We start from the raw sequence: 21,877 nt of genomic DNA on the forward strand, positions 1-21,877 counted from the left end.
TGACCATTTGTGATGTTTGCAAGGATCGAGAAAACTCAATTTTTATTAAATAAATATAAATAAAAATAATATATCCGCATAATTTTTTATTGTTGCAGTTAAATTATTAGTTCTTAGTCTGTTATTTTTTTTTCACAGTATTAATCATTGTTTTTTTGACTGCATTATTTATATAAAAAACTAAAATTTATAAAAAAAAGTATAAAAACGTGTTAAAAGAAATAAAAATAATCAGGAAAAATACAATAGGAATTTAAATCAACTATTTTTAAAATGTTAAACTCTCCAATTAAAAACAATTTGAATTTGAATAAATAACCCGAACTTTGCAGGAGTTCTAACAGGAGATACTAGATTTGAAGATTTAAAAAAAATGCCATGGGTAGAAATAACGAAAGAAATATAAAAAAGCACAACGACAAGTTGCACAAAGCTCAAGATAAAGTAAAACTGGCAGAAACGCTGCGCAAAGAAAAACTTAAACAAATCACCAAAAAGTTTAACGAAAGTAAGGATCTAGAAAATAATTAAAGATGGAAAACAATAAATTTGCAGATCTAAAAAAAGGTGTTCAAGAAATAATTGATTTTATTGCCAGTAAAAACGGCAAAGAGGCTAATAATAAATTAGTTGAAGTGAGTGAAGATTTAGATGAGTTGCTTGACTTTGCAGAAGAAGATAAGGATCTAGTCGAAATTAGTAAGTATCAAGTATTATTGAACCAATTGCAACAAAAAATAATTACCCTTGACGGACAATTATAATACTATAGACTTCAATAGTTTTTTCATAAAATGACAAAAATAAAATGCCATTGTGGTTTTCAAAAAAACTTTAATGACTGTTGCGAACCCTTTATTAATGGAACTAAAAAACCAGCAACCGCTTTAGAATTAATGCGTTCCAGATTTTCGGCTTATGTGATTCATTCCGCTGAATACATACTGGCAACAACCCATTTTTCAGAGAGAAAATACTATTTGAAATCTGAAATTCTACATTGGGCGACTTCAAATCAATGGCTTCGATTAGATATTATTAAGGCCACAGAAAATACTGTGGAGTTCAAGGCCTATTTTTTGGATAATAAACTTCAAAAACAAATTCACCACGAGTTTTCTACTTTTAAACTCGAAAACGGAAGTTGGTTTTATGTCGACGGTAAATTTTTTAATTAGTTTTTTTGTAAATAAAATTTTGCCTACTGGTGTCTTTATGTTTTAACTAAAAATTAGTAAACGTTTGCCTAGACTACATTTTAAAATGATGTAATTTTAAAGTCTATGAAAAATGATAATAAAAAAGGATTTTATTTCAAGCAATACGAAGCGCCTTTTCAGACTCCGTTTGATAAACTCTTTGGTATTTTCAAAGAATTAATCACACATACTTCCGGAGATTTTGATGAAGCAATCGACTGGTTGCGGGAATTAGACACAGAATATAAACTCACCGATGAACACTACAGCATTGATGATTTTATCGAAGATTTAAAGAAAAAAGGGTACATCCGTGATGAAGTTAAAGAGGATGGAACTTCTGGAATTGGCATTACAGCCAAGACGGAACGCGCCATCCGGCAACAAGCCTTAGATAACATTTTTGGGAACTTAAAAAAATCTGGAAGCGGGAATCACAAATCTAAACATTCCGGAAACGGAGACGAACATACCGGTGAATTTCGGGAATTTCATTTTGGTGACGGACTCGAACGAATCTCTCTGACGGAAAGTTTGCGTAATGCTCAAATTAACAACGGAGTAGCTGATTTTATGTTAACCGAAAATGATTTAGTTGTCGAAGAAACCCAATTCAAATCTCAAATGAGTACGGTTTTGATGATTGACATCAGCCACAGTATGATTTTGTATGGAGAGGATCGAATTACGCCTGCCAAAAAAGTGGCAATGGCTCTTGCTGAATTGATTACGACACGGTACCCAAAAGATACTTTAGATATTTTAGTTTTTGGAAATGATGCCTGGACGATTGCAATTCGGGATTTACCGTACTTAAAAGTGGGACCTTTCCATACGAATACAGTCGCCGGATTACAGCTTGCCATGGATATTCTCCGTCGAAAACGAAACACCAACAAGCAAATTTTTATGATCACCGATGGGAAACCAAGTTGTGTTCGCGAAAAAGACGGTTCCTATTATATGAACAGTAATGGACTCGACGAATACATAGTTGATAAATGCTACAATCAGGCACAACAAGCTCGAAAATTACACATTCCAATCACTACATTTATGATTGCCAATGATCCGTATTTACAAAAATTTGTAAATAAGTTCACTGAGTCAAACCAAGGAAAAGCATTTTATACCGGATTAAAAGGATTGGGCGAAATGATTTTTGAAGATTATGAAACCAATCGAAAAAAGAGAATAAAATAGTAATTAGTCACAGTCTCAGTTGTCAGTTCGAGCGCAGTCGAGAACAAATTGACAGCTATCAATAATAACGATTTAAAAGCAATATGAAAATAGAAAATATAAAAACACTCGGAGAATTAAAAAAATCAGGTTACGAAAGCAAAAATATTAAAGATGAATTGCGATCGAACTTAAGAGAAAAAATCAAATCGGGAAAAGCTACTTTTGAAGGCGTTCATGGCTTTGAGAATACGGTAATTCCAGAATTGGAACGCGCTATTTTATCGCGTCACAACATTAATTTATTAGGGCTTCGCGGTCAAGCCAAAACCAGATTGGCGCGTAAAATGATCGAATTGTTGGACGAATACATTCCGTTTGTAACAGGTTCCGAAATTAATGATGATCCGTTGCAACCCATTTCGCGTTTTGCTAAAGACATCATTGAAATCAAAGGGGATGAAACTCCAATTTCATGGTTGCACCGAAGGGACCGTTTTTTTGAAAAATTAGCTACGCCGGATGTGACCGTTGCAGATTTGATTGGTGATGTCGATCCAATAAAAGCGGCAAATTTAAAACTTTCCTATGCGGATGATCGTGTGATTCATTTTGGGATGATTCCAAGAGCGAACCGTTGTATTTTTGTTATCAACGAATTGCCGGATTTACAGGCGAGAATACAAGTAGCCTTGTTTAATATTTTGCAAGAAGGCGACATACAAATTCGAGGTTTTAAGTTGCGTATGCCACTCGATCTACAATTTGTATTCACGGCAAATCCTGAGGATTACACCAATCGGGGTAGTATTGTAACACCATTAAAGGATAGAATTGGTTCTCAAATCCTGACGCATTATCCGGAAACTATTAAAATTGCCAGAACCATTACAGAACAGGAAGCAAAACTGGATGCAACACAAAATGATATGGTTTATGTTCCTTCGCTAGCAAGGGATTTATTGGAACAAATTAGTTTTGAAGCAAGAGAAAGCGAATATATTGATAACAAAAGTGGAGTGAGTGCGCGATTGAGCATTACTGCTTTAGAGAATTTATTAAGTACCGCAGAAAGAAGAGCTTTGAAATCTGGAGCAGATAAAACAACGTTACGTTTGTCTGATTTTATGGGGATTATTCCCGCCATTACTGGAAAAGTAGAATTAGTTTACGAAGGAGAACAGGAGGGAGCCGCCGCTGTAGCACAACATTTATTAGGAGATTCTATCCATACATTCTTCCCAGCTTACTTTCCAAAAATTGAAAAATTAGAGAAAGAAGGCGTTAAAAATGCCTATACAGATATCATCGAATGGTTTTTTGCCGAAAGCGGTTTCGAATTATTAGATGATTGTTCTGATGAAGAATACGAAAGAATCTTGGGAAGTATTGTCCCGCTTGAAGTTCTAATTAAAAAGTACCAACCACAATTGGAAAAAGAAGATAAATTTTTCATGAAAGAATTTATCCTTTGGGCATTGGTAGAATACAAAAAACTGAGCAAAGACCGCTTCTCTGAGGGGTATCAGTTCAAGGATATTTACGGTAGTTTTATCAGTAAATTATAAATAACAAAAAGGGTTTAGTTTCATTTCTAAACCCTTTTTTACTTATCCGTTATTGATGTAAAATAAGAATTTGCAAATTAATAATTTTATTTATTTCACAATCCGTCTCTAGCGGTTTTTATTAGTCTACCTTGTACCGTTGGCAGTATTTTCAGTCAATAAAAAAGTCATGGAAAATAGCTTTGAGGATTTAATTTCCTCTTATATTGAAAATAAAGTGGGTATATCCGAACATTTTTTGAGTACTGATTTAGCCAATAATCTAAAACAAAACTTGATTGCTTTAAACCAAAAAAGTCTGTTGATGGAAGCTGGAATTGGCAACGCAGAGAAAGTTTCATACGATGGCGCAATACGAAGCGATTCCATTTATTGGTTGGATAAAAAGCACAACAATGCATTCGAAAATGAATTTTTTGCTCAAATAGAAGCTTTTATTATTTATTTGAACCAAAGTTGTTATGCTGGAATAACGGGTTACGAATTTCATTATTCGTTGTATGAATCGGGGGATTTTTATTTAAAGCATTTGGATCAATTTAAAAATAATCCCAGCCGAAAATACTCTATGATTAGTTATCTGAATAGCAACTGGCAAGAAAGTGATGGTGGCGAATTGCTGATTCATCAAGCAAACAACAATCAGAAAATTGCTCCAACCCAAGGTAAAACTGTTTTCTTTAAGAGTGATGAATTAGTTCATGAAGTTTTGGTGACCCAAAGTACTAGAATGAGTATTACAGGCTGGCTGAAGAGTGATTAATAGTTGTAAAAAGATACTTAGGAATAAAAGTCGCTCAGTTTCCCTTTATTCGTTTTACTATTTTTTGAAGTAGTCTCTTTCCGTCTCTTTTGCTTTTTGGGACTTCAATTGCTTTTAGTTCATCATCATCATCATCATCTTCATCATCATCATTTGCCATAAATTGATAACTAAAAGCAAACTGTGGATTTTTTGGATTGTCATTTAACAGTCCAAAGCGTAAATCATTAAAGTATAAGGATTGATTTTTTTGAGAAATAATATACCAGCCTTCACTGGCTTTTTTCAGTTTTTTAAAATCCGAATTTTCTTTTAACTGCGATTCTAATATTTTATTTTTGCTGTAAGCATTAAACGAAATAGGCTGTGTGTCAAAAAGCGAGTAGTCTCCTAACTGGTAATTTTCAGCAGTAGTTACATTAGTATTCCACAAAATGAGGTTGAAAGCGGTAGGTTTTACGATAATCTGAGAATACTGGATTCTTTGTTTTAGTAATGCTTTTTCAAATTGGTGCAAGGCATATATTTTTATAATACAGGACAAAAGCAAATAGGAACTACTGATCAATAATCCTCTGATTATGTATCTTTTGCGAAGTATGATGTCTTTTGTATTCCATACCATAATCAATGCAATAACAAGCGGAATAGTGTATAGCGGGTCAATCACAAAAATGGTTTTTAACGCAAATCGATTCTCTAAAGGCCATAAAATTTGTGTGCCCCAAGAAGTAAACATGTCTAATAACACATGGGTGAACAAACACCAAAAAGCCATATTTGTAGCTTGAATAAAGTGAATTTTTTTTCTTTCTATTGTTGAAATAATCCAGCCAAAAATAGGCGATAACAACAAAAAAAGAAATAAAGAATGACTGATGCCACGGTGAATGAGGACTGCATCTACAGGATTTAAAAAGAGCCCCACTACAACATCTAAATCGGGAATTGTGCCTAAAATCGCACCGTATAGAATCGTTTTGTTTTTAAGTTTTTTGCCCACGCATACTTCAGCGATGGCAATTCCTAAAGCGATTTGAGTAAAAGAATCCATCCCACAAAAGTACTGGAAATCATGGAATATCTCTTTGATACATTGTAAATATTTGTCATGAACGGCACTATTCTTAATGCAATTTTATAAGAAGTAATTTATTATAAAAACAGATATGTAAAGTCTTAATAGTGGACAACTATTTAAATATAATTGTATTTAATAGTTGTTTACGTGTCTATTAGAACGGAATCAGGTGTTTCTAAAATTATAAATTTTGGTACAATAAATAAGTTTCATTTAAAACGTTAAAAAACAAATCATAAGAAATGAAAATAGATTCTAAAATAAATATATGCTATCTTGTCCTATCACAAATAAACCCAGCCATGTATAAAATTCATACTATTGATTTACACTTTCAATCCGAAAAACATTCTATAGGCGCTTTTTTGATTGAAACTAAAAAAGGTCCAATACTTATCGAAACCGGACCTGAATCTACTTGGGAATATCTTGAAAAAGGAATCCAGAAAATAGGGTATGAAGTCAAAGATATTCAACATGTATTCTTGACGCACATTCATTTTGATCATGCCGGTGCAGCATGGAAGTTTGCACAAAATGGAGCTAAAATATACGTACACCCAATTGGGATTCCACATTTAGTAAATCCGGAGAAATTATGGAATTCAGCCAAAATGATTTACACGGAAAGAATGGAGCTTCTTTGGGGAAAAATGGAATCTATACCCGAAGAACAATTAATTGGAGTAACGGAAGGAGATAGCGTAGATATTGGAGATATTCAAATAAAAGTATGGTACACACCAGGTCATGCGGTGCACCATAATGCCTATCAGATTGATGATGTGGTATTTACCGGTGATGTGGCTGGAGTAAAAATAGGAAATGGTCCTGTTGTACCACCTTGTCCACCGCCTGATATTAATATTGTATTATGGAAAGAATCCCTTAAAAAACTAAAAGATTTAAAGCCAAGAGCCTTATATTTAACACATTTTGATGTGCAGACAAATCCGGAAGAATTATTGTCAGCGCTAGAAATAGTACTCGATGACTGGGCTAATTTTATCAAACCTTATTATGATAATCAAACACCGCCTGAAATTATTGTGCCACAATTTATGGAATACACCCGACAAAAGTTTTTGGACAAAAGACTTGAAGCAGAGGAAATTCAAACTTATGAGTTTGCCAATCCAAGCTGGATGTCTGTTAATGGTTTATTGCGGTATTGGAAACTGAAAGAACAAGGAAGAATTTAAAATTTGTACTATTTTAATATCTTTTATTCTCTTTTTCTACTACTAAAATGAACTAAAATGAGTTTTACAGGTTTTTTTTTGGCTTTAAAAGCGATCGTTTAAATTGTAATCATTCGCTAATGCAAAAAAAAGGGTGTCTGAAAATTACATTTCAAACACCTTTTTTTTATTTTGCGTAGTCCTAATCTAATCGTCGCTTATCGACCGGAAATGAAGAATAGGCATAAGATATAAAAATAGGATATATGGCATATCGCTATTACTGTCAAACGATTAACTCATTTTCATGTCAGAATCCTAAACCGATTGTAAAGCCGGTAACCGGTGTTGTGAAACTCCCTTTTGCAGTAGCAGCTCCCGAAGCGGTATTTACTTCATACAATTTAGTAACTCCGCCGGAGCTGAGAACCGCAAAAGCAGTTCCAGTAGTACCACCAATATCAAATCCGGTAGCGGTATCAGCGTTTATTCCAAGGTTGCCTATTTCTACTAATGTTCCTGAGTTGGGTGGATTCTGTTGGTATAGTTTATCATTGCTGATATCAATATCAAAAAGCATCGTTGCAACGGTACCAGCGAAATTATTGGTGTACGCGGCTGCAGAGATTCCTGTCGAGCTTGGGTTTAGTATCCCATCGATCGTTACGGCACCAGTGGCAGGATTTACACGAAGGTTTTGCCCTGTATTACTGATGATACGAATGCGATCCGCTAAAGGATTAAAATCAAAACCAAAATCGCTTCCTGATAAAGTAGTGCTAAAAATTGAGCTTCCTACAGCAGTTGCTGCTCCTGAACTGGCGTTGATGGTATACAGTCGGCTTGTGCTTCCAAGTGCATATAGCTGCCCGTTAAGAGGTCTGAAATCTATCCCTAAAACGGTCTCGCCTGAAGACATTCCGGTAATTGCTTTAGTAACAACTAGTGACGTGTTGTAAGGATTAAAAATTAAAAGGTTATTCATGGCAGTAACAGCGTATGCAACCGTTTGGGTTGGAATAGCAATTCCGGTATAGTTCAATTTTTTCATGTATTTAGCAAGTACGACGGCATTACCAGTATTAAGGTTAACACTAAATAAAGTAGATTTGCCATTCACTTCAAAAATCCCCAATGCTACCTCTTGCTGATAAGATATATCAAAACCACCTTCACCAACTATTTGTAACCCTAAGTCACCAACTAAAACAAGAGTTCCATTATTAGGGGGCAATTGTTTATAAAGTTTTTGTGTGGTCATATCAATATCATATAAAGTAGTAGTGGCGGCTCCGGCGACATTGTTAGTATAAGCAACTGCAGAAATCATTGCTCCTACTACTCCGTTTATAGTACCATCGGTGGCTGCTACAGTACCTGTCTCTGGATTGAGGCGCAAATTTTGTCCTGTGCTTGTTACCACCCGGATTCGATCAACGGTGGGATTAAAATCAAATCCAGCTATACTCCCTGAAAGTGCAGGAGAAAACGGCCCGGTGCCTATTGCCCGAGCTATACCTGTTTCAGGATTAATTACATACAATCGGCTAGTACTTCCCAAACCATAGAGCTGACCTGTAGCCGGACGAAAATCTATGGAAAGAATTTTTTCGTCTACCTGCAATCCTGAAATAAATACAGAATTTAAAGCCACTTCAGGATTAGCAGTTGAAAATTTGTCAATTATTGACCCATTTGCTAAAGCATAGAAATCTATAACTGGTATTTCTATTTTCTTTTTTAAAGAGATACCGGAATTATTATCCGTGTCTATTAGAGATTGGTTGTCTTCGCACGAAGCAAAGAATAACAAAAATGCGGCACTTAAGCCAGTAATTTTTAAGGCGGAATTCTTTTTCATAATGATAAGATTTTAAGTTTAATAAATGATAATATTATTAACCTTAAAATTACACAATTTTTGATAATTACTCCTGTATTAAAATATTTATTACGCTGAACAACAGATAATTGTGTATTTATAGCAATGCAAAACTGAAAAGGTGTATCTGCAATTCAACGGCTAATGATTACTTAAAAACCAAATGAATTGTCAGTACTAAGAAACACATCACGAAAAGCAAAAAAATAAAAATGTAAAAGTGACTTGAATCAAAAGATTAGAGTTCGTAAATCGTTATAAAATATATTTAAACCAGTAACTGCAATCAAAAGGTATTTCGCAACTGGCTAGTATTTTTCAATAGACTTAATTTACTATAGTTGGCTTAGAAATTTAGTAACTCTAAATTTTGGTTGAATTGCGAAGTATAATAACAATCTTTAACTCAAAAAAACATCAGTATCATTTTCAATACGTATGCATAAATAGTACCATATTTATATTTTCCCATAAACGTTTAAAATATAGTTCCCTTTTAAAAAAGATTTTGAATCTATTTGACTTTGCAATACTACTCCGAGATGCGGGGTTTCGAGTAATAGTTGTGCTACTTGCGCCAAAGGCGCTGCGGTAGTTGTTTGTATAGCTCGCAATTGGTGTTTTCCCACTTTTTGAGGAAGTATACATTTTGCAATCTCTCGTCTGCGCAAAATTCCTGTTGCATCTTTGCCTTCCACGGCTGCATACAAAATAATTTTGTCGTCTTCAACATGGGGAATTATAGCTTCCATTTTTTTTTGTAGACTATTAATGGAGTCAGTGGCATTTTCAAGATTATCAAGTTGCTCCTGTATCCAAGCGTAATGACCCGGATGGCGCAAGGTTTTATAGTCAAGTGAGCGTACTTTTCCTGATAATGCATCCGGTAAATCAGCAGCACCTCCTGAGGTAAGATCTTCTTCGTAAGAGATTCCATCAATAATTATGTTTTTTCTTTCTGATAAAGAAGGTAGAGTCGTTTTAATAAAGTTTCTAAGTACACTGGTATCCTCCAGATATTCGGTAGCAACACCCACGGGACTCCAAGTAAAACCATAATAATGTGGGGCAACGGCATGATTGGTCAACGCACCAACTTTAAATTCCAGCTTATCTACTTTATCTACTTCAAAATCCTTACAAAACTGTTGAAAAAGTCCATTGGCAAGCAAATTAATATACCCAGGCGCTAAGCCAGTTTGAAGGACAAAGCCTTTTTTTGCATCTTTTGCTAAAGCTATTATTTCTTCGGTTTCTGTTACATATTCTGTTAAATTGGCATAATGCAACTCATAATCTTTGGCAAACTGCGCTATTCTTGGTGCTTGGCTACCCGGTAGACAGTCTAGAATGATATCTCCTTGACGTAAGATTGTCTTCATTTCATCCGTTAGGCCGTTTTCGGTAAGATGAAAGTCCTGTATGAGTCCATTTTTTGTTGTTCCTTCTTGAATCCAAAGAGCGACTTTTTTTGCTTTAGAATGGGTTCTGTCACCAATAAAAATAGTAGGCGTTACTTCACTCCATTCCATCAATAGCAAACCAACAGCTTCAGCAATTCCACCCGCTCCTGCAATAATAATAGTGTGATGTTTTTTCATATCTTAAAGATACCATTTTTTATTGGTTAAGCTTTTGATTTGCAATAGCAATTGTTGATGAATTATTATAAAATAAGGACTATTGACAGGTTTTATCTTTAAATTAATTTGGTTATTTTTGCGCTAAATATTTACACATTAATAATTAATAATTTTTTCTCTATGGAGTCTCTTCCTCAAATGTCTAAAGAAAATAAAAATAATAAATCAACAACAGAGGAGGATATTATACACAGTGTTTTTTTTAATATAAGTACCGATCTTTTTTCTATTATATCAAGTGAAGGCTGTTTTATAGAAGTGAACGAAGCCTGGAAATCGACTTTAGGTTATTCTGTAGATGATTTAATTGGAAAGCCTTTTGAGAAATTTCTCCATCCGGATGATATTGAACAAACGGCTATTAAATTTACCAATATAGTTCAAGGCCAGGAAGTCATTAATTTCATTAATCGGTATCTTTGTAAGGATGGAAGCTATAAATGGTTAGAGTGGAAAGGAAAAATCAACGAAAAAAACAATAGAATATATAACGTTGCAAGGGATGTAACAATCCAAAAGCAATTAGAAATAGAATTACTTTCAAGTAAAGAAATATACCATCAAATATTTTATTCTAATCCGAATCCTATGTGGATTTTTGATTTGGAAACTTTAGCTTTTATAGAAGTAAATCAAACTACTATTGATCAATATGGATATACCAAGGAAGAGTTTCTTTCAATGACATTAAAGGATATAACTCCTGAAGAAGACATTCCTTTACTTCTGATTAGTGCTGTTAAAGCCATTTCAGAATATAATGCTGACCAAGAACTTTGGAGACATATTACAAAAAATGGGGAGATTCTTTTTGCGGAATTATCTGCTAAATCTATGATTTATGAGGGGAAAAAAGCCCGAAGTGTAATAATAAATAACATTACTAAAAGAGTTGAAGCTGAAAAAGCACTTTTTGAAAGCGAAACAAAATACCGCACATTGACTGAAAATTCTAATGATCTTATTATGCGTTTTGACAGGGAATTTAGGCATTTGTATGCTAATTCAGCAACAATGCTTTATTTTGGAATACAAGCAGATATTTTTTTAGGAAAAACCCATGAGGAATTAGGATTTCCTGAAGCAGATTATAAATATTGGGACGCAAAGATCGAAGAAGTTTTTGTTACAGGGAAAGCGATCAAAGATGTCATTACAATCAATGATGGTAAAACACATGTTGATTGGAGTTTAGTTCCTGAATTTGATAAAAATGGGAATGTAATCACGGTTTTGAGTTTTTCAAGGGATATTACCGAAGTTATCAAAATACAACTGGAATTGAAAGAAAGTGAAAAAAATCTAAAATTAAGGAATGCTGAAAAAGATAAATTCTTTTCAATTATTGCACATGATTTACGCAGTCCTTTCAATGGTTTTCTAGGATTGACTGATTTGCTGGTGAATGATTTGTCATCGTTGGAATCCGAAGAAATAGAAAGTTTTGCTTTTAAAATGAATAAATCGGCTTATTCCCTCTTTTCACTGTTGGAGAACCTACTGGAGTGGTCTCAAATGCAAAATGGTTTAATAAAATATAATCCGACGATTATCAATCTTAATGATGAAATTTCATTTATTCTGGACACAATGGAAGAGTCCTTCAAAGGAAAAGCGATTAAGCTAAGTAAAAATATTTTGTTAGAAACGACTATTTTAGGTGACAAACATATGCTTAATGCCGTTTTTCGAAATCTGATTTCTAATGCTTTCAAATTTACACCATCAGGAGGCAGCATTGAAATTCTATCCCGAGTTGACACGGAGAATAACTTAGAAATATCCATAAAAGACAGTGGTATTGGTATGAGTGAAAAAATAATTGAAAACTTGTTCTCGCTTTCAGAGAAGATAAATAGAAAAGGAACGGATAATGAAGAAAGTTCCGGTTTAGGATTACTATTGGTGAAAGAATATCTTGATAAGCATAACGGAAAAACTAGCGTGTGTAGTCAAGTAGGAGTAGGAAGTACATTTATAGTTACTTTGCCACTTCGTTAGGATTTACTGATTTTTTATAAATTGTTTAGGTAAAAAATAATTCCCATTGGTAAGTGGTTTATAAATAGCATTCAAGCGATTCAAAATAGTGTTCAGTTTACCCAGTAGTGCGGTACATTCATTTTTTATAGAATTCACAGATACGCGAAATCTTCCTGTTTGTACTCATAAAAATGGGACTATATTTGTCTCAATATGCCATAAGTTTGACAAAAATATATTTTTTGTGCCTCAAATTTTGAGGTACAAATGAGGTACAAATTCATTCATAATAACGCCTAATATCTAAAAGTGATTTTAAATAAAAATGATTTAAAATATTGATTATAAATATTTTAACTCTTTTTTTATTGTTGTTTTGTGATGTTTTGTTCTGCTACTTTCCGATGCAGAAATTAGCAAAAATATTCCCTAACAATTCATCGTTCGTAACCTGCCCGGTAATCATCCCAAACTGATACAATGCTTCTTTAATATCGAGTGCCATCAAGTCGCTGGATAAGTTTGTTTCCAGCCCGTATTTTACTTTTTGAATTTCATCTAACGCTTTTAGTAGTGAATCGTAATGTCTAGTATTAGTTACGATTGTTTCATTATTTCGCAAGGCTCCTGTATTCACAAACGAAAGCAATTGATTTTTTAAATCTTCAACACCTAATTTTTCTTTTGCAGAAATAAGTAAGATTTCGGGAATCTCCGATTTCAGATTTTCGATTTCATTTTCTTCTAATTTGTCAGCTTTATTGCCAATAATCACAAGAGGTTTCAATGGAAATTGATTTTTGATTTTCTCCAGTTCCACTTTCAACTTTAAACCGGAAACTTTAAACTCGGAACTATCAAAAAGAAAAACGACAACTTGCGCTTGTTCAATTTTTTCGAAAGTCTTACGAATTCCAATGCTTTCCACTACATCTTCGGTTTCCCGAATTCCGGCGGTATCGATGAATCGAAATCCGATTCCGCCAATTACTAATTCATCTTCAATAGTATCACGCGTAGTTCCAGCTATTTCCGAAACAATAGCGCGTTCTTCATTTAATAAGGCATTCAATAAAGTTGATTTCCCTACATTTGGTTCACCCACAATTGCCACGGGAATTCCATTTTTTATAACATTTCCTACGGCAAATGAATCGATTAATCGTTTTAGCACAAATTCAATTCTGTTTACTAATTCATGAAATTGTGTTCTGTCAGCAAATTCCACATCTTCTTCGGCAAAGTCTAATTCGAGTTCAATCAAAGAGGCAAAGTTCAGTAGTTCTTCTCTAAGTTTAGCTATTTCATTAGAAAAACCACCACGCATTTGTTGCATGGCAATTTGGTGTGAGGCTTCATTATCAGATGAAATTAAATCAGCAACAGCTTCTGCTTGTGACAAATCAAGTTTTCCGTTTAAGAATGCTCGTAACGTAAATTCTCCGGGATCAGCCATACGACATCCTTTTCGAAGCAATAACTGAATGATTTGCTGTTGAATATAAGTAGAACCGTGACAAGAAATTTCAATCGTGTTTTCGCCAGTATAGGAGTTTGGTCCTTTGAAAATAGAGACCAAGACTTCGTCTAAAGTTTTTGAGTCGTCCATAATATGTCCCAAATGCAAAGTATGCGTTTTTTGCGTTGTTAGGTCTTTGTTTTTAATAGATCGAAAAACAGAATCACCAATAGTAATGGCATCTTTGCCGGAAATCCGAATTACGGCTATTGCTCCGGCTCCAGAAGGAGTTGCTAGTGCCACGATGGAATCTTGAGGTATCATACTTTTATTCAATTTTATGCAAAAGTAAGTAAAATTGACTACGCAACAAGACCTGCTTATTAAACCATTAACTTTATTTTTATTTAAAAATAGGACTATGAAATATTTATCCATGTTAATTTATTTTTTTATTGTAATTTTATGTAAATAATTGACTAACAATTAATTAATTAGTATCATGAAGAAAATTCTATTCCCGACCGACTTTTCTGATGTGTCCAAAAATGCATTTATCTACGCATTAAAATTGGCAGATTCCATAGATGCTGAGATCATTACCATGCATGTGTATCACTCACAACAGGTCGGTTATATTAATGTTTCCAAATACCTTCATGAAATTTATGATGTAACGGAGTTGAGTAATTTTGAAAACTACAAAGATGAAGTTCCCATTTTAAGGCGGATTGCCGAAGAAAACAATTTGGATAAAGTAAAAATAAGCCATGTATTAGTTTTAGGGAATTTGATTGATGAAATACAAAAGATAACAAAACATGAAAATGTTGATTTTATCGTAATGGGAACTAAAGGCGCAACCAGTTTAAAAGAAACTTTTTTAGGAACTGTTGCGACAAAAGTGATGAACAACGTAAAAGCAGTGATTTTGGCTATTCCCGAACGATGTAAATATCAACCTGTAAAAAATTTACTTTTTATTACTGAATACAAATCCGCGGATATTGAATGTTTTACAAGAGTGATGACTTTAACCAAAATATTTCAGGCTCATATCGATTGTTTGCGTGTTCAACCGCCACATCATGAAAATAAGAATACCGATATGCAAGAATGGAATGAATTAATTAAAAGCCATAACATAGCGTTACATTCCATTTCTGGCGATGATGTTGAAGGTATAATATTAAATTTCATGGATTCCTACAAAATAAATATGATTGCAATGCATGTGTACCATAAAAACTTCTTTGAAAAATTATTTCAAATCAGTCTTTCAAAAAAATTGGCCTTTCACGTGAATGTGCCTATTCTTGCTATTCATGAATAATTCAGTTACGGATGGAATTAATAGTTTATAACTGTCAATATTAATCACATTTTGATAAGTATTTATCATTAACTTTGGTTATTGAACTATTTTAATACTCCTAAAATGAAAAAAATTCTATTTCCAACAGATTTTTCTGAGGTGGCCTCAAATGCTTTTGTCCATGCTTTAGAATTTGCAAATATTGTTGAAGGTGAACTCATTTTATTACACACCTTTGAATTGCCAATATATGATAATCAGTTTTTTCCTGAAAATTATGTCGTTATTTATGATTCTTTACAATTGGCAAAATTTAATAAGTTCAAGGATGAAATACCAAAACTCCGAGCAATAGCGGAAGAGCATAATCTTGGTAATATCAAGATTTCTCATAGACTTATGGATGGCGATCTACTGTATAATATTAAAAAATCTATAAAGGAAGACAAAATTGATTTTGTAATAATGGGTACTTCCGGCGCTACGGGATGGGATGCTTTTTTCGTAGGCACAAATGCGGGAGCTGTAATCTCTGGAATTGAAGTACCAATGTTATGTGTACCAGCTGAAGCAAAATTTAAAAAAATTAAGAATATTGGTTTTACAACCCGATTTAGAACTAAAGATAAAAAAGCTTTGAAAATGGTTTTGGATATTGCAACAAAAACTAATGCCAAAGTGAAATGTGTTTATGTGAAAACGAATGAATCAGATGTTTCTAAAGATACAATCGCTAGTTGGGAAGAAGAATTTATACAAGATCCGATTGAATTCTTTATTATCAATAGTAATGAAGTGAAAGAAACGATTTTGGACTTTATAATGTACAAAGAAATCGATATTTTGACAATGCTAACCTATAAAAGAGGATTTTTTGAAGGAATATTTAAACCGAGTTTGACTAAAGAAATAGCAACTAACTTTGATATTCCAATTTTAGCCATTCATATTGATTAACGTGCTGAATTTGGCCTTCACCCCAAATCTAATTTGCTATATTTGTCTTTCATTCAAATGAATTATGGAAATATACACAGCAAAAAAAGAAGGGTTTTTAGCAGTATTAAATGGAATTAATAAAAAGTACAATACTATAAGCATATTAAGGTTGCTGGCTATTGTGTTTTTTTTGCTATCCATGTATTATTACATTAAAACGAGCGAAATTATTTTCATTATTTTGTCAGTGCTTCTTTTTGGATTGTTTGTATTCTTAATGCGCATTCACACTAAATTACTTTTCCGGAAGCAAGTCAACAAAGCGCTTTTGGATATTAATGAAAATGAAATTTCCTATCTGGAAAGAAACAAAATCCCTTTCGAAAACGGACAGGAATTCAATGATTTTCACCATCCGTATGCGTATGATTTAGATATTTTTGGCGAACATTCTTTGTTCCAAAACCTGAATAGAACAGCCACTTACATTGGTAAAAAAATATTTGCAAACCAACTTTTAACGCTTTTGCCTAATGAAGAAATTGTTAGAAATCATAAAGCAGTAAAAGAATTATCTGAAAAATTAGATTGGCGTCAGGAATTTTTGGCTTTCGCCAAAATAAGTAATGACAGTCAATCAAATTATGAAACTTTGCTTAAGTGGAGTACATTCAATAGTTCGCCTTTATCCAAAATCAGTGTTTTTATATCTTATTTTTCACCACTTCTTTTTCTTGGGGTTTTGATTGCCTATTTAGTGACTTCCAATATTATTTTCGCTTCTGTTTTATCGTATTTATTTGTGTTTAACTTAATCGTTTTGGGACGATTTATGAAGCGAATTCAAGTCGAAATTGCTAATTCTACTAATATTGATAAAACCATTCATCAGTATAGTTTGTTGCTTCAGAAGATTGAGGAAGAGTCTTTTCGGTCGGAAAAACTAATCGATTTGCAACAAAAACTAACCTTTAAAAAAGAAAATGCCAGCGTTCATTTGAAACAATTAGCCGGTTTGTTTTCAAATATGGATACTATTGGAAATTTTGTAACAGCACTATTATTCAATGGAACTTTTCTATTTAATCTTCATGTTTTAAAGGCGTTGATTCAATGGAAAAAGGACCATACCGAAGCACTCGAAGATTGGCTGGAAGTTATTGGTGAATTCGAAATGTTGAATAGTTTGGCGAATCTTTCCTATAATAATCCGGAGTTTGTATATCCAACATTAAACACGAATTTCGAAATTGATTTTACCGATTTAAGTCATCCGTTATTAAATGAAAAGACCAGAGTAGGGAATGACGTGCATTTTCAGCCGCAATCCTTTATGATTTTAACGGGTTCTAATATGTCTGGCAAAAGTACTTTTCTGAGAAGTTTGGGAATTAACATGGTTTTATCAGGAATGGGTTCGCCGGTTTGTGCCAGTAAGGCAAATGTGCATCCCTTACCGGTTTTGGTTTCCATGCGATTGTCGGATTCGTTGTCGGATAGTGAATCGTATTTCTTTGCTGAGATTAAACGCTTAAAGCAAATTATGGACGAACTGGAAGACAGACCCGCTTTTGTTTTATTGGACGAAATATTACGCGGAACCAATTCAGATGATAAACGCAACGGAACAATAGAAGTGGTCAAAAAAGTGATTGGTAAAAAAGCAATTGGAGTCATTGCTACACACGATATTGAAGTTTGCCTGACAACGAATGAATATCCAAATATATTGACTAATAAATGTTTTGAAGTAGAAATTATCAACGATGAACTCCATTTTGACTACAAACTAAGGGACGGAATTTGTAAAAACAGAAGTGCTTCATTCCTGATGAAAAAAATGGGAGTGATTTAGTTTGGGATTGTTAGACTCCTTAGATTTTTAGATTAATTAGATTTCTCCTTCTTCGGAATGACAAAAAGAGAACTGAATAAAAGCAAAAAACCGTCCCGATTTATCGGCACGGTTTCTTAAATATAAAAATGGTTTGATTAATAGCGTATTTTTAAACCGAACTAGCTGTTCAGCATTACTGGCATTACAAGCATGGTTACCGTTTCACCTTCTTCTAATCCATCAACAGGAGTAAGGATTCCGGCTCTGTTTGGTAATGACATTTCAAGCATAATCATGTCGGATTGTAAGTTTGTCAACATTTCAGTCAAGAAACGAGAATTGTACCCTATTTGCATATCATCACCTTGATAATCGCAAGTCAATCTTTCTTCAGCTTTATTGGAATAATCAATATCTTCAGCAGAAACATTCAACTCCGCACCAGCAATTTTCAAACGAATCTGGTGTGTAGTTTTATTCGAAAAAATAGCAACACGACGCACAGAGCTCAAAAATTGAGAACGGTCAATCATTAATTTATTTGGATTTTCCTTTGGAATTACTGCTTCGTAATTTGGATATTTTCCATCAATCAAACGACACATTAAAACATAATTGTCAAAAGAAAAAGTAGCATTAGAATCGTTGTATTCAATCTTAACTTCAGCATCCGAAGCACCAAGAATGTTTTTTAAGATGTTTAAAGGTTTCTTTGGCATAATAAAATCAGCCACTTGAGAAGCCACTACGTCAGTACGTGCATATTTTACTAATTTGTGCGCATCAGTTGCTACAAATGTCAATCCTTGAGGCGAAAACTGGAAGAATACACCAGACATTACCGGACGTAAATCATCATTTCCGGCTGCGAAAATTGTTTTGCTTATGGCTGTTGCCAAAACATCAGCAGGAACAAGTGTTACAGATGGATCGTCTAAGTTAACCGATTTTGGAAATTCAGCTCCAGGAGCATAAGCCAACGCATATTTTCCAGAATTAGAACTGATTTCTATCGTACTGTTTTCTTCAACAGTGAAAGTTAAAGGTTGTTCCGGGAACGTTTTAAGGATTTCCAAAAGCAATTTTGCAGGGACCGCAACGCTTCCTTTACTTTCTGAATCAATTCCTAAAGTAGCAGACATTGTGGTCTCTAAATCAGAAGCAGAAACTGTTAGCACATTATGGTCTAAATCAAATAAAAAGTTATCTAATATAGGCAAAGTATTACTGCTGTTGATAACGTTACCTAAAACTTGTAATTGTTTCAATAAGTACGAACTCGATACTATAAATTTCATCTGTTTTGTTTTATTTTTTAAGGTATTTCTTTAAATTCGAAATACGATACATTTTACAAATATATCGTAAACTATTCTAGTTTGGAAACTTTTTTATTAACATCTATTTGCTGTATTTTCTTTTTCGAAGGAAAGTAAATACGATGCCAAAAAGTCCTAAAATAAGAATTGGAAGCCCGATAGTTAGGATTTGTGTTCGGGTGTAGTTTTCATAAACTTTTTCTTTATCCAATAAAGGTAAATCAAGATCTTTGCTTCGAATGTTAATAAGTCCGGTATCATCCAGTAAATAATTGACGCAATTTATAAGGAAATCTTTGTTGTCATACAAATTTCCAGATCTTTGGTCGTAGCCCAATTCTACCGGTTGAAAGTTTTTATCCAATTGGTTTTTTATCAAATCCCCGTCTGATATCACAATCATTTTGTTCTGTTTTCCTGTCACTTGAAATGTTTTTTGTTCAAAAGGCAACACTCGGTTTTCAAACATCGAATGAAAGGAGCCTTCCAATAAAACCGATAATGGAATCTTTCCTTTGTTCAAGTAATCATTTGGCGAAGTTTCTTCTGCAACACTATTCAGGTTTATCTCTGTTGGAGTTCCTATTTTTTTCGAATATTGTGACGATTGCAACAGAATGGTTTTCTTAATTCCGTTTTTCAAGGTATCGATAGGATTTGCAAAATCAAATTTGATTCCTCCTAAATTTTTCACAATTGGATGCAAACTGTTTGGATACACCTGTGGTGCAAACTTCCAGTTGAATTCCTGAAATTGAGTGGCACTTCCTTGTTCTCCGGTGGCTAGTTTTATGGGACTTCCTTGTTCGTCTTTTACTAAATCAGGATTGATTCGGATTCCGTATTTAAAGAACATGTCATTCAAATTCAAATCTTTCGGATAGGCCAAAGTTGCTCCGGAAGAATCGTATAAACTATCCATTTCTGCCGCAACTTGGTCAATCAACCACAGTGTTTTTCCGCCTTTGATAATAAATTGGTCCAGAACCTGTTTCTCCGCATCCGAAAAAGTTTCAGTAGGTTTTGCGATAACGGCCAAATCATATTTTTCCAAAGCTTGTAGACTTCCAATAGGATTTTTAGCAACCGAATCTAAAGTAAAAGGACCGATATGGTAACTTTCGCGCACTTGTAAAAGAAATTTAGCCATCAAAATATCTTGCAATTCTCCATTTCCTTTGATAACAGCGATTTTCTTTTGTTTGGCTTTGGTAATCTTATTCAACCCTTCGGCAATGGAGTATTCCAAGTGCTGAACAGATCCAATCACTTTTTGAGTAGTTGTCGCGCCCATAATGTTTTTCAACAAGGGGATATTAACTTCCTTATTGTCATAAACGGCAATTGCCCAAGGAAAAACCATTGCTTGGGATTGCTTTCCTTTGTCGTCAACGGTTATATTTATTGGCGTAAGCCCTTTTCGATACAAGTCTTTAATATTGTCCATGCTGGCATCTTCGTTCTCCAATGGATCTACAAATTCAAAAACAATATTGTTGTTGTATGCTTGAAATTCTTCCAGTAATTGTTTCGTTTCTTGTTGTAAACGTTTGAATTCAGCCGGTAAATCGCCTTGCATATATACTTTTATAGACAACGGATTTTGAACTTGCTTGATGATATTCAAAGAAGTAGTGGAAAGCGTGTATCTTTTATCTTTTGTTAAATCAAAACGATGAAAAAAAGAACTTCCTATTGCATTTGCAAGCACTACAATTGCAAGGATAATCAATACTGATTTAAGGTTATTTTTCTTAGAAGTAGTCATTACGATTTGAAAGATTTTAGATTATAAACAGTAAATGAAAGAAAGACAACGGTTATGCTTGTAAAATAAAGGATATCTCTTGTGTCTAATACGCCACGGCTCATGCTTTTGAAATGATCTTGCATTCCTAATGACGCAATTATGGAAGATACATTTGGAACTACAGAAGCTAAGCCTTCAAATCCAAAATAGAAGAAGAAACATAAAAATACGGCAACAATAAAAGCTACAATTTGATTATCAGATAATGTTGATGTGAATATTCCAATAGCAGAATAGGCAGCAATCAGGAATAATAATCCAAAATAAGAACCAATTGTGCTTCCCATGTCGATATTCCCTTCCGGCATTCCTAAACTGGAAATAACGGCTACATAAATGAATGTTGGAATAATTGCCATTACAATTAAAAGCAAAGCTCCAAGAAATTTTCCGTTTACAATTTGCCAAATACTCAATGGTTTCGTCAGCAATAACTCTAATGTTCCTTGTTTTTTTTCATCCGAAAAACTACGCATGGTTACCGCGGGAATTAGGAATATCAAAATCCAGGGCGCCAAGGTGAAAAATGGAGTCAAATCAGAAAAACCGGTATTCAGAATATTATAATCCCCTTCGAAAACCCAAAGAAACAATCCGTTAATAATTAGAAAAATGGCAATAACCAAATAGCCAATGGGCGAACCGAAAAAGGATTTTATCTCTCGTAATACTATTGATTTCATTTATTTTTTTGTTTAAAGTTTCAAATGTTTAAG

Annotated in this window: 18 protein-coding genes; 11 read left to right on the top strand and 7 right to left on the bottom strand. The window is 33.8% G+C overall.

The genetic code is table 11. From position 1 onward, the window contains the following. Positions 1-378 precede the first annotated feature (378 nt). From ACNQGD_RS13135 to ACNQGD_RS13160, 6 genes are all read left to right on the top strand, one after another. Entirely contained in the window at positions 379-531 is a 153-nt protein-coding gene (locus tag ACNQGD_RS13135; protein WP_417994997.1) for a hypothetical protein, read from the top strand. A 2-nt stretch (positions 532-533) separates the two neighbouring features. Further along, positions 534-764 (top strand): hypothetical protein, encoded by a 231-nt coding sequence (locus tag ACNQGD_RS13140; protein ID WP_417999596.1) that lies wholly within the window; start codon positions 534-536, stop codon positions 762-764. 30 nt (positions 765-794) lie between these two features. Continuing rightward, a complete protein-coding gene (locus ACNQGD_RS13145; RefSeq protein ID WP_417997276.1) occupies positions 795-1,178 on the top strand; it encodes a YchJ family protein in 384 nt (127 codons plus the stop codon). 105 nt (positions 1,179-1,283) lie between these two features. Further along, positions 1,284-2,402, top strand: coding sequence for a vWA domain-containing protein (locus ACNQGD_RS13150; RefSeq protein WP_417994994.1), 1,119 nt, complete (start codon positions 1,284-1,286; stop codon positions 2,400-2,402). Between the two features lie 83 nt (positions 2,403-2,485). Then, positions 2,486-3,949, top strand: a complete 1,464-nt coding sequence (locus ACNQGD_RS13155; RefSeq protein ID WP_417997275.1) for a magnesium chelatase — start codon at positions 2,486-2,488, stop codon at positions 3,947-3,949. Positions 3,950-4,118: 169 nt separating this feature from the next. Beyond that, a complete protein-coding gene (locus tag ACNQGD_RS13160) occupies positions 4,119-4,712 on the top strand; it encodes a 2OG-Fe(II) oxygenase (protein ID WP_417994992.1) in 594 nt (197 codons plus the stop codon). 34 nt (positions 4,713-4,746) lie between these two features. Here ACNQGD_RS13160 and ACNQGD_RS13165 read toward each other — a convergent pair whose 3' ends face one another. Next, positions 4,747-5,766 carry a metal-dependent hydrolase gene (locus ACNQGD_RS13165; protein ID WP_417999597.1) on the bottom strand — a complete coding sequence of 340 codons (1,020 nt, stop codon included), beginning with the start codon at positions 5,764-5,766 and terminating at the stop codon, positions 4,747-4,749. Between the two features lie 269 nt (positions 5,767-6,035). Here ACNQGD_RS13165 and ACNQGD_RS13170 point away from each other — a divergent pair, with 269 nt between their 5' ends. After that, positions 6,036-6,995 carry an MBL fold metallo-hydrolase gene (locus ACNQGD_RS13170; RefSeq protein WP_417999598.1) on the top strand — a complete coding sequence of 320 codons (960 nt, stop codon included), beginning with the start codon at positions 6,036-6,038 and terminating at the stop codon, positions 6,993-6,995. Positions 6,996-7,284: 289 nt separating this feature from the next. On the opposite strand, the gene ACNQGD_RS13175 is transcribed toward ACNQGD_RS13170, so the two are convergent. Together ACNQGD_RS13175 and ACNQGD_RS13180 are read right to left on the bottom strand one after the other, a co-directional pair. Next, the gene (locus ACNQGD_RS13175) at positions 7,285-8,835 is read right to left on the bottom strand and encodes a DUF4394 domain-containing protein (protein ID WP_417999599.1); all 1,551 of its coding nucleotides are present in this window, start codon (positions 8,833-8,835) and stop codon (positions 7,285-7,287) included. A 479-nt stretch (positions 8,836-9,314) separates the two neighbouring features. After that, on the bottom strand, positions 9,315-10,457 hold the full coding sequence (locus tag ACNQGD_RS13180) for a saccharopine dehydrogenase family protein (protein WP_417999600.1): 1,143 nt from the start codon (positions 10,455-10,457) through the stop codon (positions 9,315-9,317). A gap of 162 nt (positions 10,458-10,619) precedes the next feature. Here ACNQGD_RS13180 and ACNQGD_RS13185 point away from each other — a divergent pair, with 162 nt between their 5' ends. Next, positions 10,620-12,500, top strand: a complete 1,881-nt coding sequence (locus ACNQGD_RS13185) for a sensor histidine kinase (protein WP_417999601.1) — start codon at positions 10,620-10,622, stop codon at positions 12,498-12,500. 376 nt (positions 12,501-12,876) lie between these two features. Here the strand turns inward: ACNQGD_RS13185 and mnmE are convergent, their stop codons facing one another. Beyond that, on the bottom strand, positions 12,877-14,265 hold the full coding sequence (gene mnmE, locus ACNQGD_RS13190) for a tRNA uridine-5-carboxymethylaminomethyl(34) synthesis GTPase MnmE (RefSeq protein WP_417999602.1): 1,389 nt from the start codon (positions 14,263-14,265) through the stop codon (positions 12,877-12,879). A gap of 178 nt (positions 14,266-14,443) precedes the next feature. On the opposite strand from mnmE, the gene ACNQGD_RS13195 reads away from it, so the two are divergent. The 3 genes from ACNQGD_RS13195 to ACNQGD_RS13205 all read left to right on the top strand — a co-directional run bounded on the left by ACNQGD_RS13195 (position 14,444) and on the right by ACNQGD_RS13205 (position 18,050). Next, a complete protein-coding gene (locus tag ACNQGD_RS13195) occupies positions 14,444-15,274 on the top strand; it encodes a universal stress protein (protein WP_417999603.1) in 831 nt (276 codons plus the stop codon). A gap of 105 nt (positions 15,275-15,379) precedes the next feature. Further along, entirely contained in the window at positions 15,380-16,213 is an 834-nt protein-coding gene (locus ACNQGD_RS13200) for a universal stress protein (RefSeq protein ID WP_417999604.1), read from the top strand. 64 nt (positions 16,214-16,277) lie between these two features. Next, a complete protein-coding gene (locus ACNQGD_RS13205; protein WP_417999605.1) occupies positions 16,278-18,050 on the top strand; it encodes a MutS-related protein in 1,773 nt (590 codons plus the stop codon). 161 nt (positions 18,051-18,211) lie between these two features. Here ACNQGD_RS13205 and dnaN read toward each other — a convergent pair whose 3' ends face one another. From dnaN to gldF, 3 genes are all read right to left on the bottom strand, one after another. Continuing rightward, positions 18,212-19,330: a DNA polymerase III subunit beta gene (gene dnaN, locus ACNQGD_RS13210; protein ID WP_417997266.1), complete on the bottom strand. Its 1,119-nt coding sequence runs from the start codon at positions 19,328-19,330 to the stop codon at positions 18,212-18,214. Positions 19,331-19,433: 103 nt separating this feature from the next. Next, positions 19,434-21,119, bottom strand: a complete 1,686-nt coding sequence (gene gldG, locus ACNQGD_RS13215) for a gliding motility-associated ABC transporter substrate-binding protein GldG (protein ID WP_417999606.1) — start codon at positions 21,117-21,119, stop codon at positions 19,434-19,436. Further along, positions 21,119-21,844 (bottom strand): gliding motility-associated ABC transporter permease subunit GldF, encoded by a 726-nt coding sequence (gene gldF, locus ACNQGD_RS13220; RefSeq protein ID WP_417999607.1) that lies wholly within the window; start codon positions 21,842-21,844, stop codon positions 21,119-21,121. Before gldF ends, gldG begins: the two co-directional genes overlap by 1 nt. Positions 21,845-21,877 lie beyond the last annotated feature (33 nt).

Source organism: Flavobacterium glucosi, from assembly GCF_048286535.1.
In the GTDB taxonomy this organism is placed as follows: domain Bacteria; phylum Bacteroidota; class Bacteroidia; order Flavobacteriales; family Flavobacteriaceae; genus Flavobacterium.